Genomic DNA, 14,386 nt, shown 5'->3' on the forward strand with positions numbered 1-14,386 from the left:
CTCTTATTATGTTAACGCGATAAGCCCTGAAATGCAGTCCTGGCGGACATTTCAGGATTATCCTGAAACAGCCCTTTCAGCTCCGGCACGCAGGAACCACAGTTCGTACCACAGCGCAGCTTCGCCCCCAGCGCGTTGATGGAATCACACCCTCCGACGATCGCCTCCCGTATCGTATCCTCCCCGACGCTGAAACAGCTGCAGATGATGCGTCCCGGATCCGCTTCCTTCCCGACGCTCTGTCCGTTCAGCAAGGCGTGACGTTCTGAGGCCAGCACGGGTGGGGATTGAAAAGCGGCTTCAATCACCGTATGCGCCAGCGCCGGTAACGCGGTGCCCTCCCAGAAGCCCAGCATCAGCTGGCCTTCATGCCAGGCCAGCACGCTGCTGCGTTCGCCGGTTTGCGCAACCTGCAGCTGCCAGCCCCGGACGCCGGCGTAATCCATTACCCACGACAGCAGCGGTTGATCGCCCGCCACCGTCAGGCGTGAGGCTTTACGCCACCAGTAAGCCGAAGAGGGCATTTCCGGCCATTCCCGGGCATAGAGCTCCCCCTGCCAGGCGGGCTGCCACGGCAGAATTCTGACCGCGGTTTGTTTACTCTCCGGCTGGCCAGAAACCGGATCGCAGCGCCCTTCCACCAGCGCATTCACCTTTCCCTGGCGGGAAAACTCAGCGTTCCAGTGCATAGGGGCAAACGCCTCGCCTTCCCGTATCCCGTCATTGATTCGTACTCTGACGACCATCACGCCGCGCGGCGAGCTGATGCGCGCCAGCTGGCCGTCGCACAGGGAAAACCGAACCGCGTCTGCGGGGCAAACCTCAACAAACGGTTCGGCGATATGCTGCATGAGTCTGGCCACGTATCCCGTTCGGGTCATGGTATGCCACTGATCGCGGATGCGCCCCGAGTTGAGAATCAGCGGGTATAACGCGCTGACCGTCGCGCCGTGCAACAGAGGGTTAACGGGAACGATGTTTCGGCGCGGGAAATCCCCCGTCGGCCACTGATAAGGCTCAAACTGATCCCACTCCTCACGGGTTAGCGCAGCCAGGTCATGAAGATTCAATGCCCGCGCGCCGTCATTTTCAAAAGCCGTCAGCGCCGCATGTTCGCAAAAAATCTCGTGCGGATGTTGCCAGGCAAAGGCCTCGCCGTAGCCCAGCCGTTTCGCTACCTGCGCGACGATCCACCAGTCCGGCTTCGCTTCGCCCGGCGCAGGCAGAAACGCGCGCTGGCGCGAAATGCGACGCTCGGAATTGGTCACCGTCCCGTCCTTCTCTCCCCAGCCCAGCGCCGGAAAACGGATATGGGCGAACCGGCTGGTATCTGTATCGTTCATCACCTCAGAGACCATCACCAGCGGGCAGCCCGCCAGCGCCTGACACACCGCGTGGCTGTCCGGCAGCGACACGGCGGGGTTGGTGCCCATAATCCACACCGCCTTCACCTCACCGCGGGCAATGGCGTCAAACAGCTCCACCGCCATCAGCCCCGGCGTCTGCGCCAGCCGTTCCGTTCCCCAGAAACGCGCCACCCGCGAAAGATCGTCCGGCTCATAGTTCATGTGTGCCGCCAGCTGGTTCGCCAGTCCGCCCACTTCCCTTCCCCCCATCGCGTTTGGCTGTCCGGTCAGCGAAAACGGGCCGCAGCCCGGACGGTTGAACTTCCCGCTGGCAAGATGAACGTTAATGATAGCGTTACACTTGTCGCTGCCGCTGGTGGACTGGTTGATACCCATGGTGTAGAGCGTAATTGCGCGAGGCGCGGTGATAAACCAGTCGTAAAAGGTGCCAATATCCTGCGGCGAGAGGCCGCAAAACGCCGCCACGCGCTCAACAGGCCACTCATCCGTTCCCTGAATCACATTAAGCAGACCGACAAACAGCCCGGCGTCGCTGCCGGGGGCGAGCGCCAGATGCAGGTCAGCAATATCACAGGTGGCGGTTCTGCGGGGATCGATTACCACCACCTTCATCTGCGGATTGCTGTACTTTGCCTGCACCAGCCGCTGATAGAGCACCGGATGCGTCCAGGCCGCGTTCGAGCCAGCCAGCACCACCAGATCGCTGTTTTCCACATCCTCATAGCTGCACGGCACCACGTCTTCGCCAAAGGCGCGCTTGTAGCCCACCACCGCCGAGGACATGCAGAGCCGGGAGTTGGTATCGATGTTTGCCGCACCGATAAACCCTTTCATCAGCTTGTTGGCGGCGTAGTAGTCCTCGGTAAGCAATTGTCCGGAGGCGTAAAACGCCACCGCCTGCGGTCCCCATGTGTCGATAATCTCCCGCAGACGCTCCCCCGCCGCGTTCAGCGCCTGCGCCCAGTCCACCTCAAGTCCGTCAACAGCGGGGCGCAGCAATCGCCCCTGTAACCCCGTCGTTTCCCCCAGGGCCGATCCTTTCACGCACAGGCGACCCAGGTTCGCTGGATGGGTTTCATCTCCCCGAACGCTGATCGCTTCACCTTCCACGCTGGCAACTACGCCGCAGCCGACCCCGCAGTAGGGGCACGTTGTCCGGGTTTCCGTCATGAGGCCTCCGCACGCATTACCAGGGCGTCGCTGCCAACCCACACCTTGCCGTTTTCAATTTTCACCGGCCAGGCGCGCACCGCGGGTTCGCCGTTCTCTACCTGACAGCCGTCGCGCAGGCGAATGCGCTGCTTATACAGCGGTGAAATCACCACCGGCTCGCCCGACGCATCGCCAAGAATGCCGCGTGAAAGCACGTTCGCATTACCGCCCGGTTCCCGATCGTCGAGGGCGTAAACGGTTTTGCCAAAGCGGAAGAGCGCAATCGGCTTACGTCCAAGCCGCGCGCCGATGCCCGCCTGCTCGGGGATATCGTCGATGCCGCAGATTTCCTGCCAGCGCTTGCTTTCATCCGGCGCGGTCTCGTTCACCGTCGTGCGGAACAGCGCCAGGCGGTTGGGATCGCTGAGCGTGGTTTGCCATTCGCACTGGTAGGTTTCCACCACCCGGGCCATCTCCTGCTCCAGCTCGTGGGCGATGCCGAGGCTGTCGTTGAGGATCACCTCGCGCAGATAGTCGAGGCCGCCCTCAAGGTTGTCCATCCAGGTGCTGGTGCGCTGCAGTCGATCCGCCGTGCGGATGTAAAACATCAGGAAACGGTCGACGGTGCGGATCAGCGTTTCGTCGTCCAGATCGCTGGCGAAGAGATCCGCGTGGCGCGGCTTCATCCCGCCGTTGCCGCACAGATAGAGGTTCCAGCCTTTATCGGTGGCAATCACCCCCACGTCTTTGCTCTGCGCCTCCGCGCACTCGCGGGTGCAGCCGGAGACCGCCATTTTGATTTTGTGCGGCGCGCGCAGCCCCTTGTAGCGGTGCTCAAGCCTGACCGCGAGGCCGGTGGAGTCCTGCACCCCGTAGCGGCACCAGGTTGAACCGACGCAGGATTTCACCGTGCGCAGGGATTTCCCGTAAGCGTGCCCGGTTTCGAACCCGGCCTCGACCAGCGCCTGCCAGATCTCAGGCAGCTGTTCCAGAGTGGCGCCGAAAAGGTCGATTCGCTGTCCGCCGGTAATTTTGCTGTACAGGCTGTAGCGTTTCGCAATCTGGCCGATGGCGATCAGCCCGTTGGCGGTCACTTCCCCTGCGGGCATGCGCGGCACGATGGAGTAGGTACCGTCCTTCTGGATATTGGCGAAGTAGCGGTCGTTGGTGTCCTGCAGCGGCAGGTGTGCCGGTTTCAGCAGATACTCGTTCCAGCACGAGGCAAGCACTGACCCCACCAGCGGCTTACAAATTTCGCATCCGTGCCCCTGTCCGTAGCGGCTGATAAGCTGGTCAAAGGTGCGGATATGGTTGACGCGCACGAGGTGGTAAATCTCCTGGCGTGAGTACGGGAAGTGCTCGCAGATGTCCTTTTTCACCTCCACGCCCTGCTCCGCCAGCTGGAACTCCATCACCTGCTTCACCAGCGCGCTACATCCCCCGCAGCCGGTCGCCGCTTTGGTGCACTGCTTAACGGCGCCGATATCCGTCGCGCCCGAGCTCACCGCCCGGCAGATATCGCCTTTGCTGACGTTATGACACGAACAGATCTGCGCGCTTTCCGGCAGCGCCGCCACGCCGAGCGCTTTCGGCGCGCTGCCTGACGACGCGGGTAATATCAGCGTTTCCGGCTCTTTTGGCAGGGCTATCCCGTTAAGCATCATCTGCACCAGCGTGGCGTATTCGCTGGCATCGCCCACCAGCACGCCGCCGAGCAGCGTTTTGCCGTCGTGGCTGACAACGATTTTCTTGTAAATTTGCTGCGGACCGTGCGTCCACTGATAGCTCAGCGCCCCCGGCGTGCGCCCGTGAGCGTCGCCGAACGAGGCCACGTCCACGCCGAGTAGCTTGAGTTTGGTGCTCATATCCGCGCCGGTGAAGGTTTTATCCTCTCCCGCCAGCGCGGCGGCGGCCACCCGCGCCATCTGATAGCCGGGCGCAACCAGCCCGAAGATTTTCCCCTCCCACAGGGCGCATTCACCAATGGCCAGCACGTCCGGATCGGAGGTGCGACAGCCGTCGTCAATGCAGATCCCGCCGCGTTCGCCGATAGCCAGCCCGCTGCTGCGCGCCAGCGCGTCCTGCGGACGAATGCCGGCAGAAAAGACCACCATGTCCGTTTCCAGCTGTTCGCCATCGGCAAAGCGCAGCACCAGCCCGCCGTCCGCCGTGGCGATCTCCGTTGTCGCTTTACTGGTGTGAACGCCGACGCCCAGCGCCTCAATTTTCTTGCGCAGCATCGCCGCGCCGTCGTTGTCGAGCTGGACCGCCATCAGGTTGGGCGCAAACTCAACCACGTGGGTTTCCAGCCCGAGCTGCTTCAGGGCATTCGCCGCCTCCAGCCCGAGCAGGCCGCCGCCAATCACCACGCCGCGGCGCGAGCCCGCCGCATGTGCAGCAATGTTGTCCAGGTCGTCAAGGGTGCGGTAGACAAAACAGCCCGGCAAATCGTTGCCCGGCACGGGCGGCACGAACGGGTATGAGCCGGTCGCCAGCACCAGCTTGTCCCAGTGGGTTTCGTGCCCGCTGGCGGTGCGCACCACGCGCGCGTCGCGATCGATAGCGACGACCTGCTGCGACAGGCGCAGCTCAATGCCGTTGTCGACAAAGAAATCCCCCTCCACCAGCGAAAGCGACGCCGCGCTGCGGCCGCCAAAATATTCCGACAGATGCACGCGGTCGTAGGCGGCATAGCGCTCCTCGCCAAAGACAACGATCTGATACTGCTGATGCAGATTGCGGTTAACGCAGTCTTCGAGAAAATGATGGCCGACCATACCGTGCCCAACCACCACCAGAGTAGGTTTTGTCATAGCATTCTGTCCTGCAACCTGCGGTTGCATAGTGAAACGATCGAACAGCCAGTCCGCGTGGGCGGGCGCAGCCGTTGCCAGTAAATCGGTAAATGTTGCCGCGCTGCGGCAGTCGCCCATCAGCAGTACGCCAGCCAGCGCCCCTTGATTGATCAGTAAACGGCGATAGTGACGGGTCAGCGGATCCCATGCGCTCCAGACCACGTCGCCCTCCTGCACTGCCGCGCGACCGAGACTGAACAGCTCCACGCCGGTCACCTTGAGGCGCATCCCGCTGTCGGTCAGGGTAAACGGCGCGGTGACGTCTCCGGCCAGCCGGGCGGCAAGGATATCCGCCTGCGCCAGACAGGGGGCGACCAGGCCAAACGTCTGACCGTCAATTTCGCAGCACTCGCCAATGGCGTAGACGTCCGGCTCGGAGGTTTGCATCTGGTGATCCACCACGATGCCGCGCGCGCAGCGAATGCCGCTGGCCTGCGCCAGCGTGACGCTGGGCTGCACGCCGGTCGCTAGCACCACGCGCGCGGCGGCGATTCTGCGTCCGTTCAGCAGCGTCACGCTATTCCCGTCAATCGCCGCGATGCCAGAGGCGAGCTCACAGCGCACGCCCCGCGCCGCCAGCGCCTCTTCCAGCAGCACGCCCGCCTGCTCATCCAGCTGCTGCTCCATCAGCCACGGACCGCGATGAACAAGCGTGACCTCGTCACCTGAACGCGCCAGCGCAGCCGCCGCCTCAACCCCGAGCACGCCGCCGCCCAGCACCACCGCAGGACCGACGATCGCCTGAATGGCCCGGGTATCTGCCAGGGTACGGAACGTGAACACATGCGGCGCATCGCAGCCGGGGATTGGCGGAATAAAGGGCGTTGATCCGGTGGCAAACACCAGCGCATCCCAGTCCAGCGTGCGGGCGGCGGTTTGCACTTCCCGCGTGTCCACGTTTACGGCGATCGCCTTTTCGCCCCGCAGCACCGTCACGCCCCGTTCCTGGTACCAGTCGTCATTCTGAAGACTGATGCCCACCGCCGTTTTTTCACCGCCCAGCACCGGCGAAAGCTGGATGCGGTTATAGGCATGCTCCGGCTCGTCACCGATGACGGTAATTGCGAAACGATCGGCAGCACGCCCGGTGAGCGAGGCAATCAGCCGCGTGGCCGCCATGCCATTTCCGATAATGACCAGTCGCATCAAAGCCCCCTCGCTACGCCGCTTTCGGCTGCTTTTCATAGAGGAAATGCAGGATCTGCTGGCGCATGTGGTGATAGCGGCTGTCGTCAGCCAGCTGCACCCGGTTACGCGGGCGCGGCAGGTCAACGTGCAGGATCTCCCCGACGGTCGCCGCCGGGCCGTTGGTCATCATCAGCACGCGATCGGAGAGCAGCACCGCCTCGTCCACGTCGTGGGTAATCAGCACAATGGTGGTGTTCAGCGCCTGCTGGATCTGCATCACCGAGTCCTGCAGATGGGCGCGCGTCAGCGCATCCAGCGCGCCGAAGGGTTCATCCATCAGCAGGACTTTCGGCTTCATCGCCAGCGCCCGGGCAATCCCGACGCGCTGCTTCATGCCGCCGGAGATCTCCCCCGGGCGCTTGTGCAGGGCGTGCCCCATCTGCACGCGGTCGAGGTTGTGCTCAATCCACTCCCGGCGCTCCGCCTTGCTCATGCTGTGGCGAAAAACGTGATCGACCGCCAGGGCCACGTTGTCGAAGCAGGTGAGCCACGGCAGCAGCGAATGGTTCTGGAATACCACCGCGCGCTCCGGACCCGGCCCGGCAATTTCGCGGTTGTCGCAAATCAGCCCGCCTTCCGTCGGCAGCGTGATCCCAGCGATAAGGTTAAGCAGCGTCGATTTACCGCAGCCGGAGTGCCCAATCAGGCTGACGGTTTCGCCCTCATGGATATCAAAGAAGACGTTCTGCAGCGCCAGAAATTCACCGCTGGCGGTGGAAAAACGCTGGCTCACGGCCTGGACCTGGATTAATGGTTTCATGTTCGCTCCTTATTTTTCCTGCCAGCTAAAGCGACGGGCGATCAGCATCAGCCCCTGCTCCAGCAGCAGCCCGACCACGCCAATGATGACGATGGCGATGAGAATGTTTTCGACGTTGAGGTTGTTCCACTCGTTCCAGATCCAGAAGCCGATCCCTAAACCGCCGGTCAGCATCTCGGCGGCGACAATCACCAGCCAGGCGATGCCGATGGAGAGGCGCACCCCGGTCAGCACCGCGGGCAGCACCGCCGGGAAGAGAATGCGGCGCATGATGGTCCACTCGGAAAGCTGCAGCACCCGGGCGACGTTAAGGTAGTCCTGCGGAATGCGGCGCACGCCTTCGGCGGTGTTGATCACCATCGGCCAGATGGAGCAGATAAAAATGGTCCAGCTCGACGCGGGCTCCGCTTTCTGAAACAGCAGCAGGCCGATGGGAAGCCAGGCCAGCGGGCTAACCGGGCGTAACAGCGCGATCAGCGGGCCGAACATGCGAGAGAAAAAGGTGAAGCGACCAATCAGGAAGCCGAGCGGGATCCCGGCGAGCGCGGCCAGGCCAAACCCCACCGCCACGCGCTGTAATGAGGCGAGCACGTTCCAACCGATGCCCATGTCGTTTGGCCCGTCGCGATAAAACGGATCGGCAAACAGGGTGATGGCGGAATCGAGCGTGCTGAGCGGCGTTGGGAAACCTTTGCTGTTAATCGCCGCCAGCTGCCAGAGCACCACCAGCAGTCCCAGACCGAGAAACGCCGGGATGATGCGCTGAAGGATCGCATTAATCCGACGCGCAAACGTCGGCGTACGGCGGCGAACCTGCACCGGAGGCAGGAGAAACACCTCTCCACTCTCCGGCGTCTCGTGTGAATTCGTCTTTTGCAGATGCTGCATAATCAGGCCCCTTTACGGTGAATAGCGAAACGGCTGGCGTATCCTTCCGGATCGGTACCGTTCCAGACGGTGCCGTCCATCAATGTGCTGCTGCGTAATGGTGAAGTCGGTGTGCTGATGCCCCCCACCGCCGTGGCGGCATCCTGCCAGACCGCGGTCTGGTTAATGCGCTGTGCAATACCCGCGTAGTCCGGCGCGGATTTGAGCAAGCCCCAGCGGCGGAACTGGGTTAAGAACCACATGCCGTCTGAGAGATATGGGTAGCTGACGGCCCCCTCGTTGAAGAAGCGGATCGGGTGCGCGTCCTGCCAGCGCTGGCCCAGGCCGTTGTCGTACTCGCCGAGCATGCGTCCGGTGAGATACTGTTCCTTGCAGTTGAGCCACGCCCGGCGGGAGAGGATCCGCGCGGTCTCGCGCTTGTTTTCCGCGGAGGCTTCGATCCAGCGCGCCGCCTCCAGTACCGCGCTCACCAGCGCCCGCGCGGTGTGCGGGTTTTTCTCCACCCAGTCGCGACGCGTGCCGAGGATTTTTTCCGGATGATCGGCCCAGATGGACTGCGACGTGGCGGCGGTAAAACCGATGCGGTCGTTGATGGCCCGCGCGTTCCACGGCTCGCCGACGCAAAAGCCGACCATGTTGCCAATGCGCATGTTCATCACCATCTGCGGCGGCGGCACCACTACCGTGCGCACGTCGTCAAAGGGGTTAATGCCCGCGCTGGCCAGCCAGTAGTACAGCCACATGGCGTGCGTCCCGGTCGGGAAGGTGTGCGCGAAGGTGTAGGTGCCGGGCGCCTGCTGACCAATCAGCTTTTTCAGCCCGTCAAGGTCTCGAACGCCCTTCTCCGCCAGATCGCTGGAGAGCGTGATGGCCTGACCGTTCTGGTTGAGGGTCATCAGGTTAGCCATCTGCTGCGGCTTGCCGGCGATGCCCAGCTCCAGGCCGTACAGCAGGCCGTAAAGAATGTGTGCGGCGTCCAGTTCTCCCGCCACCAGCTTGTCGCGCACCGCCGCCCAGCTCGCCTCTTTGGTGGGCACGATGGTAATACCGTATTTTTTATCAAAGCCTTTCAGCGCTGCGATAACCACCGGGGCGCAGTCGGTCAGCGGGATAAACCCGATGCGCACCGTTTCCTGCTCCGGTTTATCCGAGCCTGCCGCCCATGCAGCCTGCATGATACCCGGTAACAGCATTGCACCACTCGCCAGCACGCTGGCCTGCAAAAAACGCCGTCTCGACAAATCCGCCATGACCACTCCTGAAAAAAAACCAAAAAAAAAGCGCCCACGATGCCGAAGCACCAGTGGACGCCTTTATCCCGAAGACGCATGCGCCGCCGTTGGCGCATCGTCAAAAATGGTTAATCTGATAATGCAAAGTGAATGCCAGGTTTTAACCCGTTTTTTCCGGGGCGCTAACCGAACTCCCCTCGCCTGCACGCACCTTAATCAGGCATAAAATGCCCGCTGACCGTGCAGCTACTCCTTTGGTATTATCTGCCATAAATTCTTCACCATCAGCAGCGCGCGGGCGATATCCACCATCCTTTGGTTCTTGTCCATCGCCATTTTGCGCAGCGCCGTCCAGGCCTGTTCCTCACTCATATTCTGGTGGGTCATCAGCAGGCTTTTCGCTTTATCAATGACTTTGCGCTCTTCAAGCGTGTCGCGCAGCGATGCAAGCTGGCGCGAGAGCTGTTCTATCTCGCGCGCCTGCTGGCGCACCAGGGTGAGCAACGGTTTTTCCGGATACTGTATCAGCGGATCGTCCTGCTCATCGGCGGGAGGCACGTACTCATCGTTACGGTAAATACGCTCGTCCACCGCCGTCATCAGATCGGCGATGAGCGTCTCCTCCAGCGTGCGCAGATGCTCAAGGCGCGCGGTTTGCAGAGCAAACCAGGCCAGAGCGGTAAGGCCGTTATCGGCGGCGGGCTGGCGGGTGCAGGCCACCCTTCGTAGCTGCTCCGTTTCACGATCGGGCTGACAGTGCAGGGAAAAGGTGGTCTGGACGTCAGCAGAGCTGTGTGAGAGAAAAATTTCAAAGCAGGCCTGCTGCCCGTCGATGCGGTCAACCAGCCTCTGGCGAGTCACATCATCGAAAAAGCCCTGCGTGAAGCCAATCGCTCCCAGGGCCCGTTCCTGTCCCGCCAGCTCTTTCCCCTGCATCAGGCTATAAAGGGCAACAAAACGCCCGGCGATTTGCGGATCGTCAATGCTGTCATTGAGCTGCGGTACGATACTGAGCAGATGGCGAAGCATGCGGGAGTAGTGTTCCATCGCCTGCGGCGCCGTTACCGTTTGCTGAATAACACCGTCGCGCAGCGCGGGAAGCATATCAAGGCTCTGAAGCGCGCCGCCGATGCGTTCACAGACCGTACTTCCCGGGATCGGCAACTGTTTTTCAAGAATGTCATAAAGTGCAGCGAGGTTTTCATCCACCAGCGCCCGGCTGGCTTTGCATTCAGGAGCGTAGAGCTTACCCTGTGAACAGAGCCAGACGTTGGACGCCCCACGCTCGCACTGTAACATGTGCACCAGTTGGCTAATGCCGTGCACAAGCTCGCCAAGCTGTGCCAGCTTGCTGAGCTGCTCCCGGCGCATCATCCTTGCGCGCTCGAGCCATTCGCCAGCGCCTGGCGAAATGCCAGCCATTAATGTCATGCTTACTCTCCAGAACAGCGAAACTCGGGAAAGCTAAGCAATATTCGTGCCTTTATAAGAACAGGAGTCAACATGCAAAAGATTGTGATCGTCGCCAACGGTGCGGCTTACGGCAGCGAATCCCTTTTCAACAGTCTGCGCCTGGCGATTGCGCTGCGTGAAAAAGAGAGCGACCTGGCGTTACGACTCTTTTTAATGTCGGACGCGGTCACCGCGGGGCTGAAGGGTCAAAAACCGGCAGAGGGCTATAACATTCAGCAGATGCTGGAGATCCTCACCGCGCAAAACGTGCCGGTGAAGCTGTGCAAGACCTGCACCGACGGCCGCGGCATTACCGGTCTGCCGCTGATTGATGGCGTAGAGATTGGTACGCTGGTTGAGCTGGCCGAGTGGACGCTGTCCGCCGATAAAGTATTAACTTTTTAATAATAAACCCGTAAAAATATTATTTTCTTATGGACGCGGTTTCAGCATCAAGTTTACCTGCGGGGTTGCCGATAGGCATGGAAACAACACAGCAGGTATTTCACTTATGTTCAGATCGATTCGTGCACGCATCATCGCGGCGACGGCAGGCTGTCTGGTCGTCGCCCTTCTCCTTAATACCGTTATCAACTTCCAGGTCACGCGCCAGGATAACCAGCAGTCCCAGCGCGATATCCTGACCAGCACCAGCGCCAGCCATAACATGGCGATTGCCGACTGGGTAAAAAGCAAGATGACGGTGATCGCCTCCGCGCAGACCGTTGCGCTGAATGACGACCCGGTTCCGGTGTTTAAACAGCTTGCTCAGGCGGGTGGATTCACCAACGTCTATGTTGGCTACGCCAGCAAAACGGCGAAATTCTCTGAACCGGCGGGCGTTCCGGCGGACTATGACCCGACTATTCGCCCGTGGTATCAGCAGGTGGTCAGCACGGACGGTCCGGTTGTCACCGCGCCCTACGTTGACGCGGGGACCGGTAAACTGGTGGTTACCTTCGCCGTGCCGGTGAAAGAAAATGGCACGCTCAAAGCGGTCGTGGCGGGCGATGTAGCGATGGACAGCGTGGTGGCTAACGTGCGCGGGATCCATCCAACCCCGGCCAGCAGCGGGTTGCTTCTGAACAGTGACGGCAGCGTGATTGCCGCTAACGATCCTGCCCTCACGCTGAAACCGTTTGCTGAGACAATCAAGGGCATTGATTTTGCTGCGCTGAAAAGCGGTAACCCCGTCGACGGAACGCTAAACGACGCTGAAAAAACCTTCGTGGCGACAGCCGTGCCGGGCACAAACTGGCTGTTAGTCGTCGCGCTCGACAGCGGTGACGCCACCTCCGGCATGCGTTCCCTGCTTAAAGCCTCGGGGATTTCGCTGGTGATCCTCGCACTGCTGAGCGCCGCCATTGTGCATTTCCTGATTGCCCGCCTGCTCAAGCGTTTGTCCGACATTCGCGACGCGATGCACAACATTGCTAACGGCACTAACGATCTGTCCCAGCGCCTGCCGGACAGCGGCGAGGACGAGGTCGCGCAAATTGCCCAGGCCTTTAACGCCTTCAGCGATAAACTGTCGGTGGTGATGGTGCAGCTCCGGGATGCCAGTGAATCGGTGAAAAACGCGGCGCAGGAGATAGCCGCAGGTAACCAGGATCTCTCCGGACGTACCGAGCAGGCGGCATCCAGCCTGCGCGAGACGGCCAGCGCCGTGGAGCAGATCACCGCCTCCGTGACGCAGTCGAATGAATCGGCGGCAGAAGCGAACGATCAGGCGAGCAAGGCCTCAGCGGCCGCGGCACGCGGCGGCGAGGTGGTATCGCAGGCGATCAGCACCATGCAGTCTATTGAAGTCGCGTCGGCAAAAATTGGCGATATCACCAGCGTGATTGACGGCATTGCTTTCCAGACCAACATTCTGGCGCTGAACGCCTCCGTCGAAGCGGCGCGTGCGGGTGAGCAGGGGCGCGGGTTTGCCGTCGTAGCAGGCGAAGTGCGTAACCTGGCGAGCCGTAGCGCCCAGGCGGCGAAAGAGATCAAATCCCTGATTGACTCCACCACCGACAGCGTGGCAACAGGCTCCCGCTACGTACATCTGGCGGGGGAAAGCATGGATGAGATCCGCTCCAGCATCGGCAGCGTCTCTGGCATCATGCGCGAAATCTCCATCGCCACCAGCGAGCAGATGAAAGGGATTCATGAGATCAACCACGCAGTGACCCATCTCGACAGAATGGTTCAGCAGAACGCCGAGCTGGTGGTGGAATCCGCCGCCGCCGCGGGTGCCCTGCAGAGCCAGGCGGGCGACCTTGCTGAAACAGCCGGGCATTTCCGCATTTAATCTTCTTCCGGCGCGCGTTTAGCGGGTAAAACGCGCGCCAGCCTAAATTTTGAGGAATTTTGTCATTTTTGTTTAATCGTTATGCCATTTTTTGATCAAAATCAGCATCCCACCCCCTCCCCTTTGGTGTTATGCCATGAGTGAATTGTGAACAACATCACGCTCGGATATGGCAGCAGGGAGAGCGTTGTTTAAGACTACGGGGTAAAAAAATGGCACTGGTAAAAACAAGTTTGAAACTGTTTGGCGGGGATACGGTGGTGGTGCGTTGCTCAGAACGCTGTCGTATTCATCTGATGAGTTCGAAAGCACAAAAACAGTCCCAGGCGGATATTCTCACCGTACAGGACGATAAGGCCTGGCTTACCGTGCCGTATACCGGGACGTGGGATGTGCTGATCGATAGCCACAGCCAGTCGCTGGAGCATTCCGTCAGCTACGTGGCAGCATAAGTTTAAACGCCCGGCAAGCCGGGCGTATTGTCAGGCAAAACCCTGTCGCAGCGTGCTGTTGAGCGGGTTCCCTTCCAGCAGCGCCTTCACCTTCACCACCAGCTCATTCAGACAATCGTCCTTCATGCCGAGGCGTGTCAGCTCCTGATCGAGGGAGAACAGATACTGCGCGTTGGTGCCCAGCGGCCCGCTGGCGGCGGCAATCAACGGGGCAATCACCTGCGTGCGGGTATCCGCTTCATACAGCGGATGGCGCGGATCCATAATAAACACCAGCGCGTTGACGGTGCGTCCGTCGTCCAGTTCCAGCTTGCACCAGCTCGGCATATAGCAGCCGGTGATCATCTCGCGCTTCCAGAGCAGCGTGAGCTCCTCTTCCAGCGTGGCATCCGGCAGGCGATACGCCACGCCCGTGGTGCGCCCGCCCTCTTTCAGTGCAAGCATGCGCCCGGGCTGGCACGCGCTGCCGCGTCCGGCCGTCAGGCGCAGGCAAAACGCGCGATGCCAGCCAGGCAGCGTTCCCGTTGCCGATTCGACAAATTCCAGAGCCGGGTTCCACATCAGGGAGCCGTAGCCAAAAATCCATACCGGGCCATCATCCGGGCGGCAGGCAAGCGTGGCAGCGAGTGACGCCGCACGTTGTTCAGCTGACCAGAGAAGCGATTCCTCAATAGCACCAAATGCCGTCTTACAATCTGCCTTCATTAAGAAATCACGCGTTAACACTTTCCACCTCCGCCACTG

Annotated in this window: 10 protein-coding genes; 3 read left to right on the top strand and 7 right to left on the bottom strand. The window is 61.0% G+C overall.

Annotated elements, in window-relative coordinates:
* Positions 1–11: 11 nt before the first annotated feature.
* The 6 genes from SPG90_RS08330 to nasR form a co-directional block, all read right to left on the bottom strand.
* Positions 12–2,537 carry a nitrate reductase gene (locus SPG90_RS08330; RefSeq protein ID WP_322408075.1) on the bottom strand — a complete coding sequence of 842 codons (2,526 nt, stop codon included), beginning with the start codon at positions 2,535–2,537 and terminating at the stop codon, positions 12–14.
* The gene (gene nirB / locus SPG90_RS08335; protein WP_322408076.1) at positions 2,534–6,520 is read right to left on the bottom strand and encodes a nitrite reductase large subunit NirB; all 3,987 of its coding nucleotides are present in this window, start codon (positions 6,518–6,520) and stop codon (positions 2,534–2,536) included. Before nirB ends, SPG90_RS08330 begins: the two co-directional genes overlap by 4 nt.
* Before the next feature lie 13 nt (positions 6,521–6,533).
* Positions 6,534–7,322, bottom strand: coding sequence for an ABC transporter ATP-binding protein (locus tag SPG90_RS08340; RefSeq protein WP_045404971.1), 789 nt, complete (start codon positions 7,320–7,322; stop codon positions 6,534–6,536).
* Positions 7,323–7,331: 9 nt separating this feature from the next.
* On the bottom strand, positions 7,332–8,210 hold the full coding sequence (gene ntrB, locus SPG90_RS08345) for a nitrate ABC transporter permease (RefSeq protein ID WP_045404973.1): 879 nt from the start codon (positions 8,208–8,210) through the stop codon (positions 7,332–7,334).
* Positions 8,211–8,212: 2 nt separating this feature from the next.
* Positions 8,213–9,460 (bottom strand): CmpA/NrtA family ABC transporter substrate-binding protein, encoded by a 1,248-nt coding sequence (locus tag SPG90_RS08350; protein ID WP_126303991.1) that lies wholly within the window; start codon positions 9,458–9,460, stop codon positions 8,213–8,215.
* Between the two features lie 228 nt (positions 9,461–9,688).
* On the bottom strand, positions 9,689–10,873 hold the full coding sequence (gene nasR, locus SPG90_RS08355) for a nitrate regulatory protein NasR (RefSeq protein WP_126303989.1): 1,185 nt from the start codon (positions 10,871–10,873) through the stop codon (positions 9,689–9,691).
* A 72-nt stretch (positions 10,874–10,945) separates the two neighbouring features.
* Between nasR and SPG90_RS08360 the strand changes: the two genes are divergently transcribed.
* The 3 genes from SPG90_RS08360 to SPG90_RS08370 all read left to right on the top strand — a co-directional run bounded on the left by SPG90_RS08360 (position 10,946) and on the right by SPG90_RS08370 (position 13,642).
* Positions 10,946–11,299 (top strand): DsrE/DsrF/TusD sulfur relay family protein, encoded by a 354-nt coding sequence (locus SPG90_RS08360; RefSeq protein WP_008499522.1) that lies wholly within the window; start codon positions 10,946–10,948, stop codon positions 11,297–11,299.
* A gap of 106 nt (positions 11,300–11,405) precedes the next feature.
* Complete coding sequence (locus tag SPG90_RS08365) at positions 11,406–13,190, top strand: methyl-accepting chemotaxis protein (protein ID WP_239632683.1); 1,785 nt, start codon at positions 11,406–11,408, stop codon at positions 13,188–13,190.
* A 212-nt stretch (positions 13,191–13,402) separates the two neighbouring features.
* Complete coding sequence (locus SPG90_RS08370; RefSeq protein ID WP_010432930.1) at positions 13,403–13,642, top strand: DUF1883 domain-containing protein; 240 nt, start codon at positions 13,403–13,405, stop codon at positions 13,640–13,642.
* Between the two features lie 30 nt (positions 13,643–13,672).
* Here the strand turns inward: SPG90_RS08370 and SPG90_RS08375 are convergent, their stop codons facing one another.
* A complete protein-coding gene (locus tag SPG90_RS08375; protein WP_023312120.1) occupies positions 13,673–14,368 on the bottom strand; it encodes a gamma-glutamylcyclotransferase in 696 nt (231 codons plus the stop codon).
* Positions 14,369–14,386: the final 18 nt, after the last annotated feature.

The organism is Enterobacter sp. D2 (assembly GCF_034427575.1).
Taxonomy (GTDB): domain Bacteria; phylum Pseudomonadota; class Gammaproteobacteria; order Enterobacterales; family Enterobacteriaceae; genus Enterobacter; species Enterobacter cloacae_M.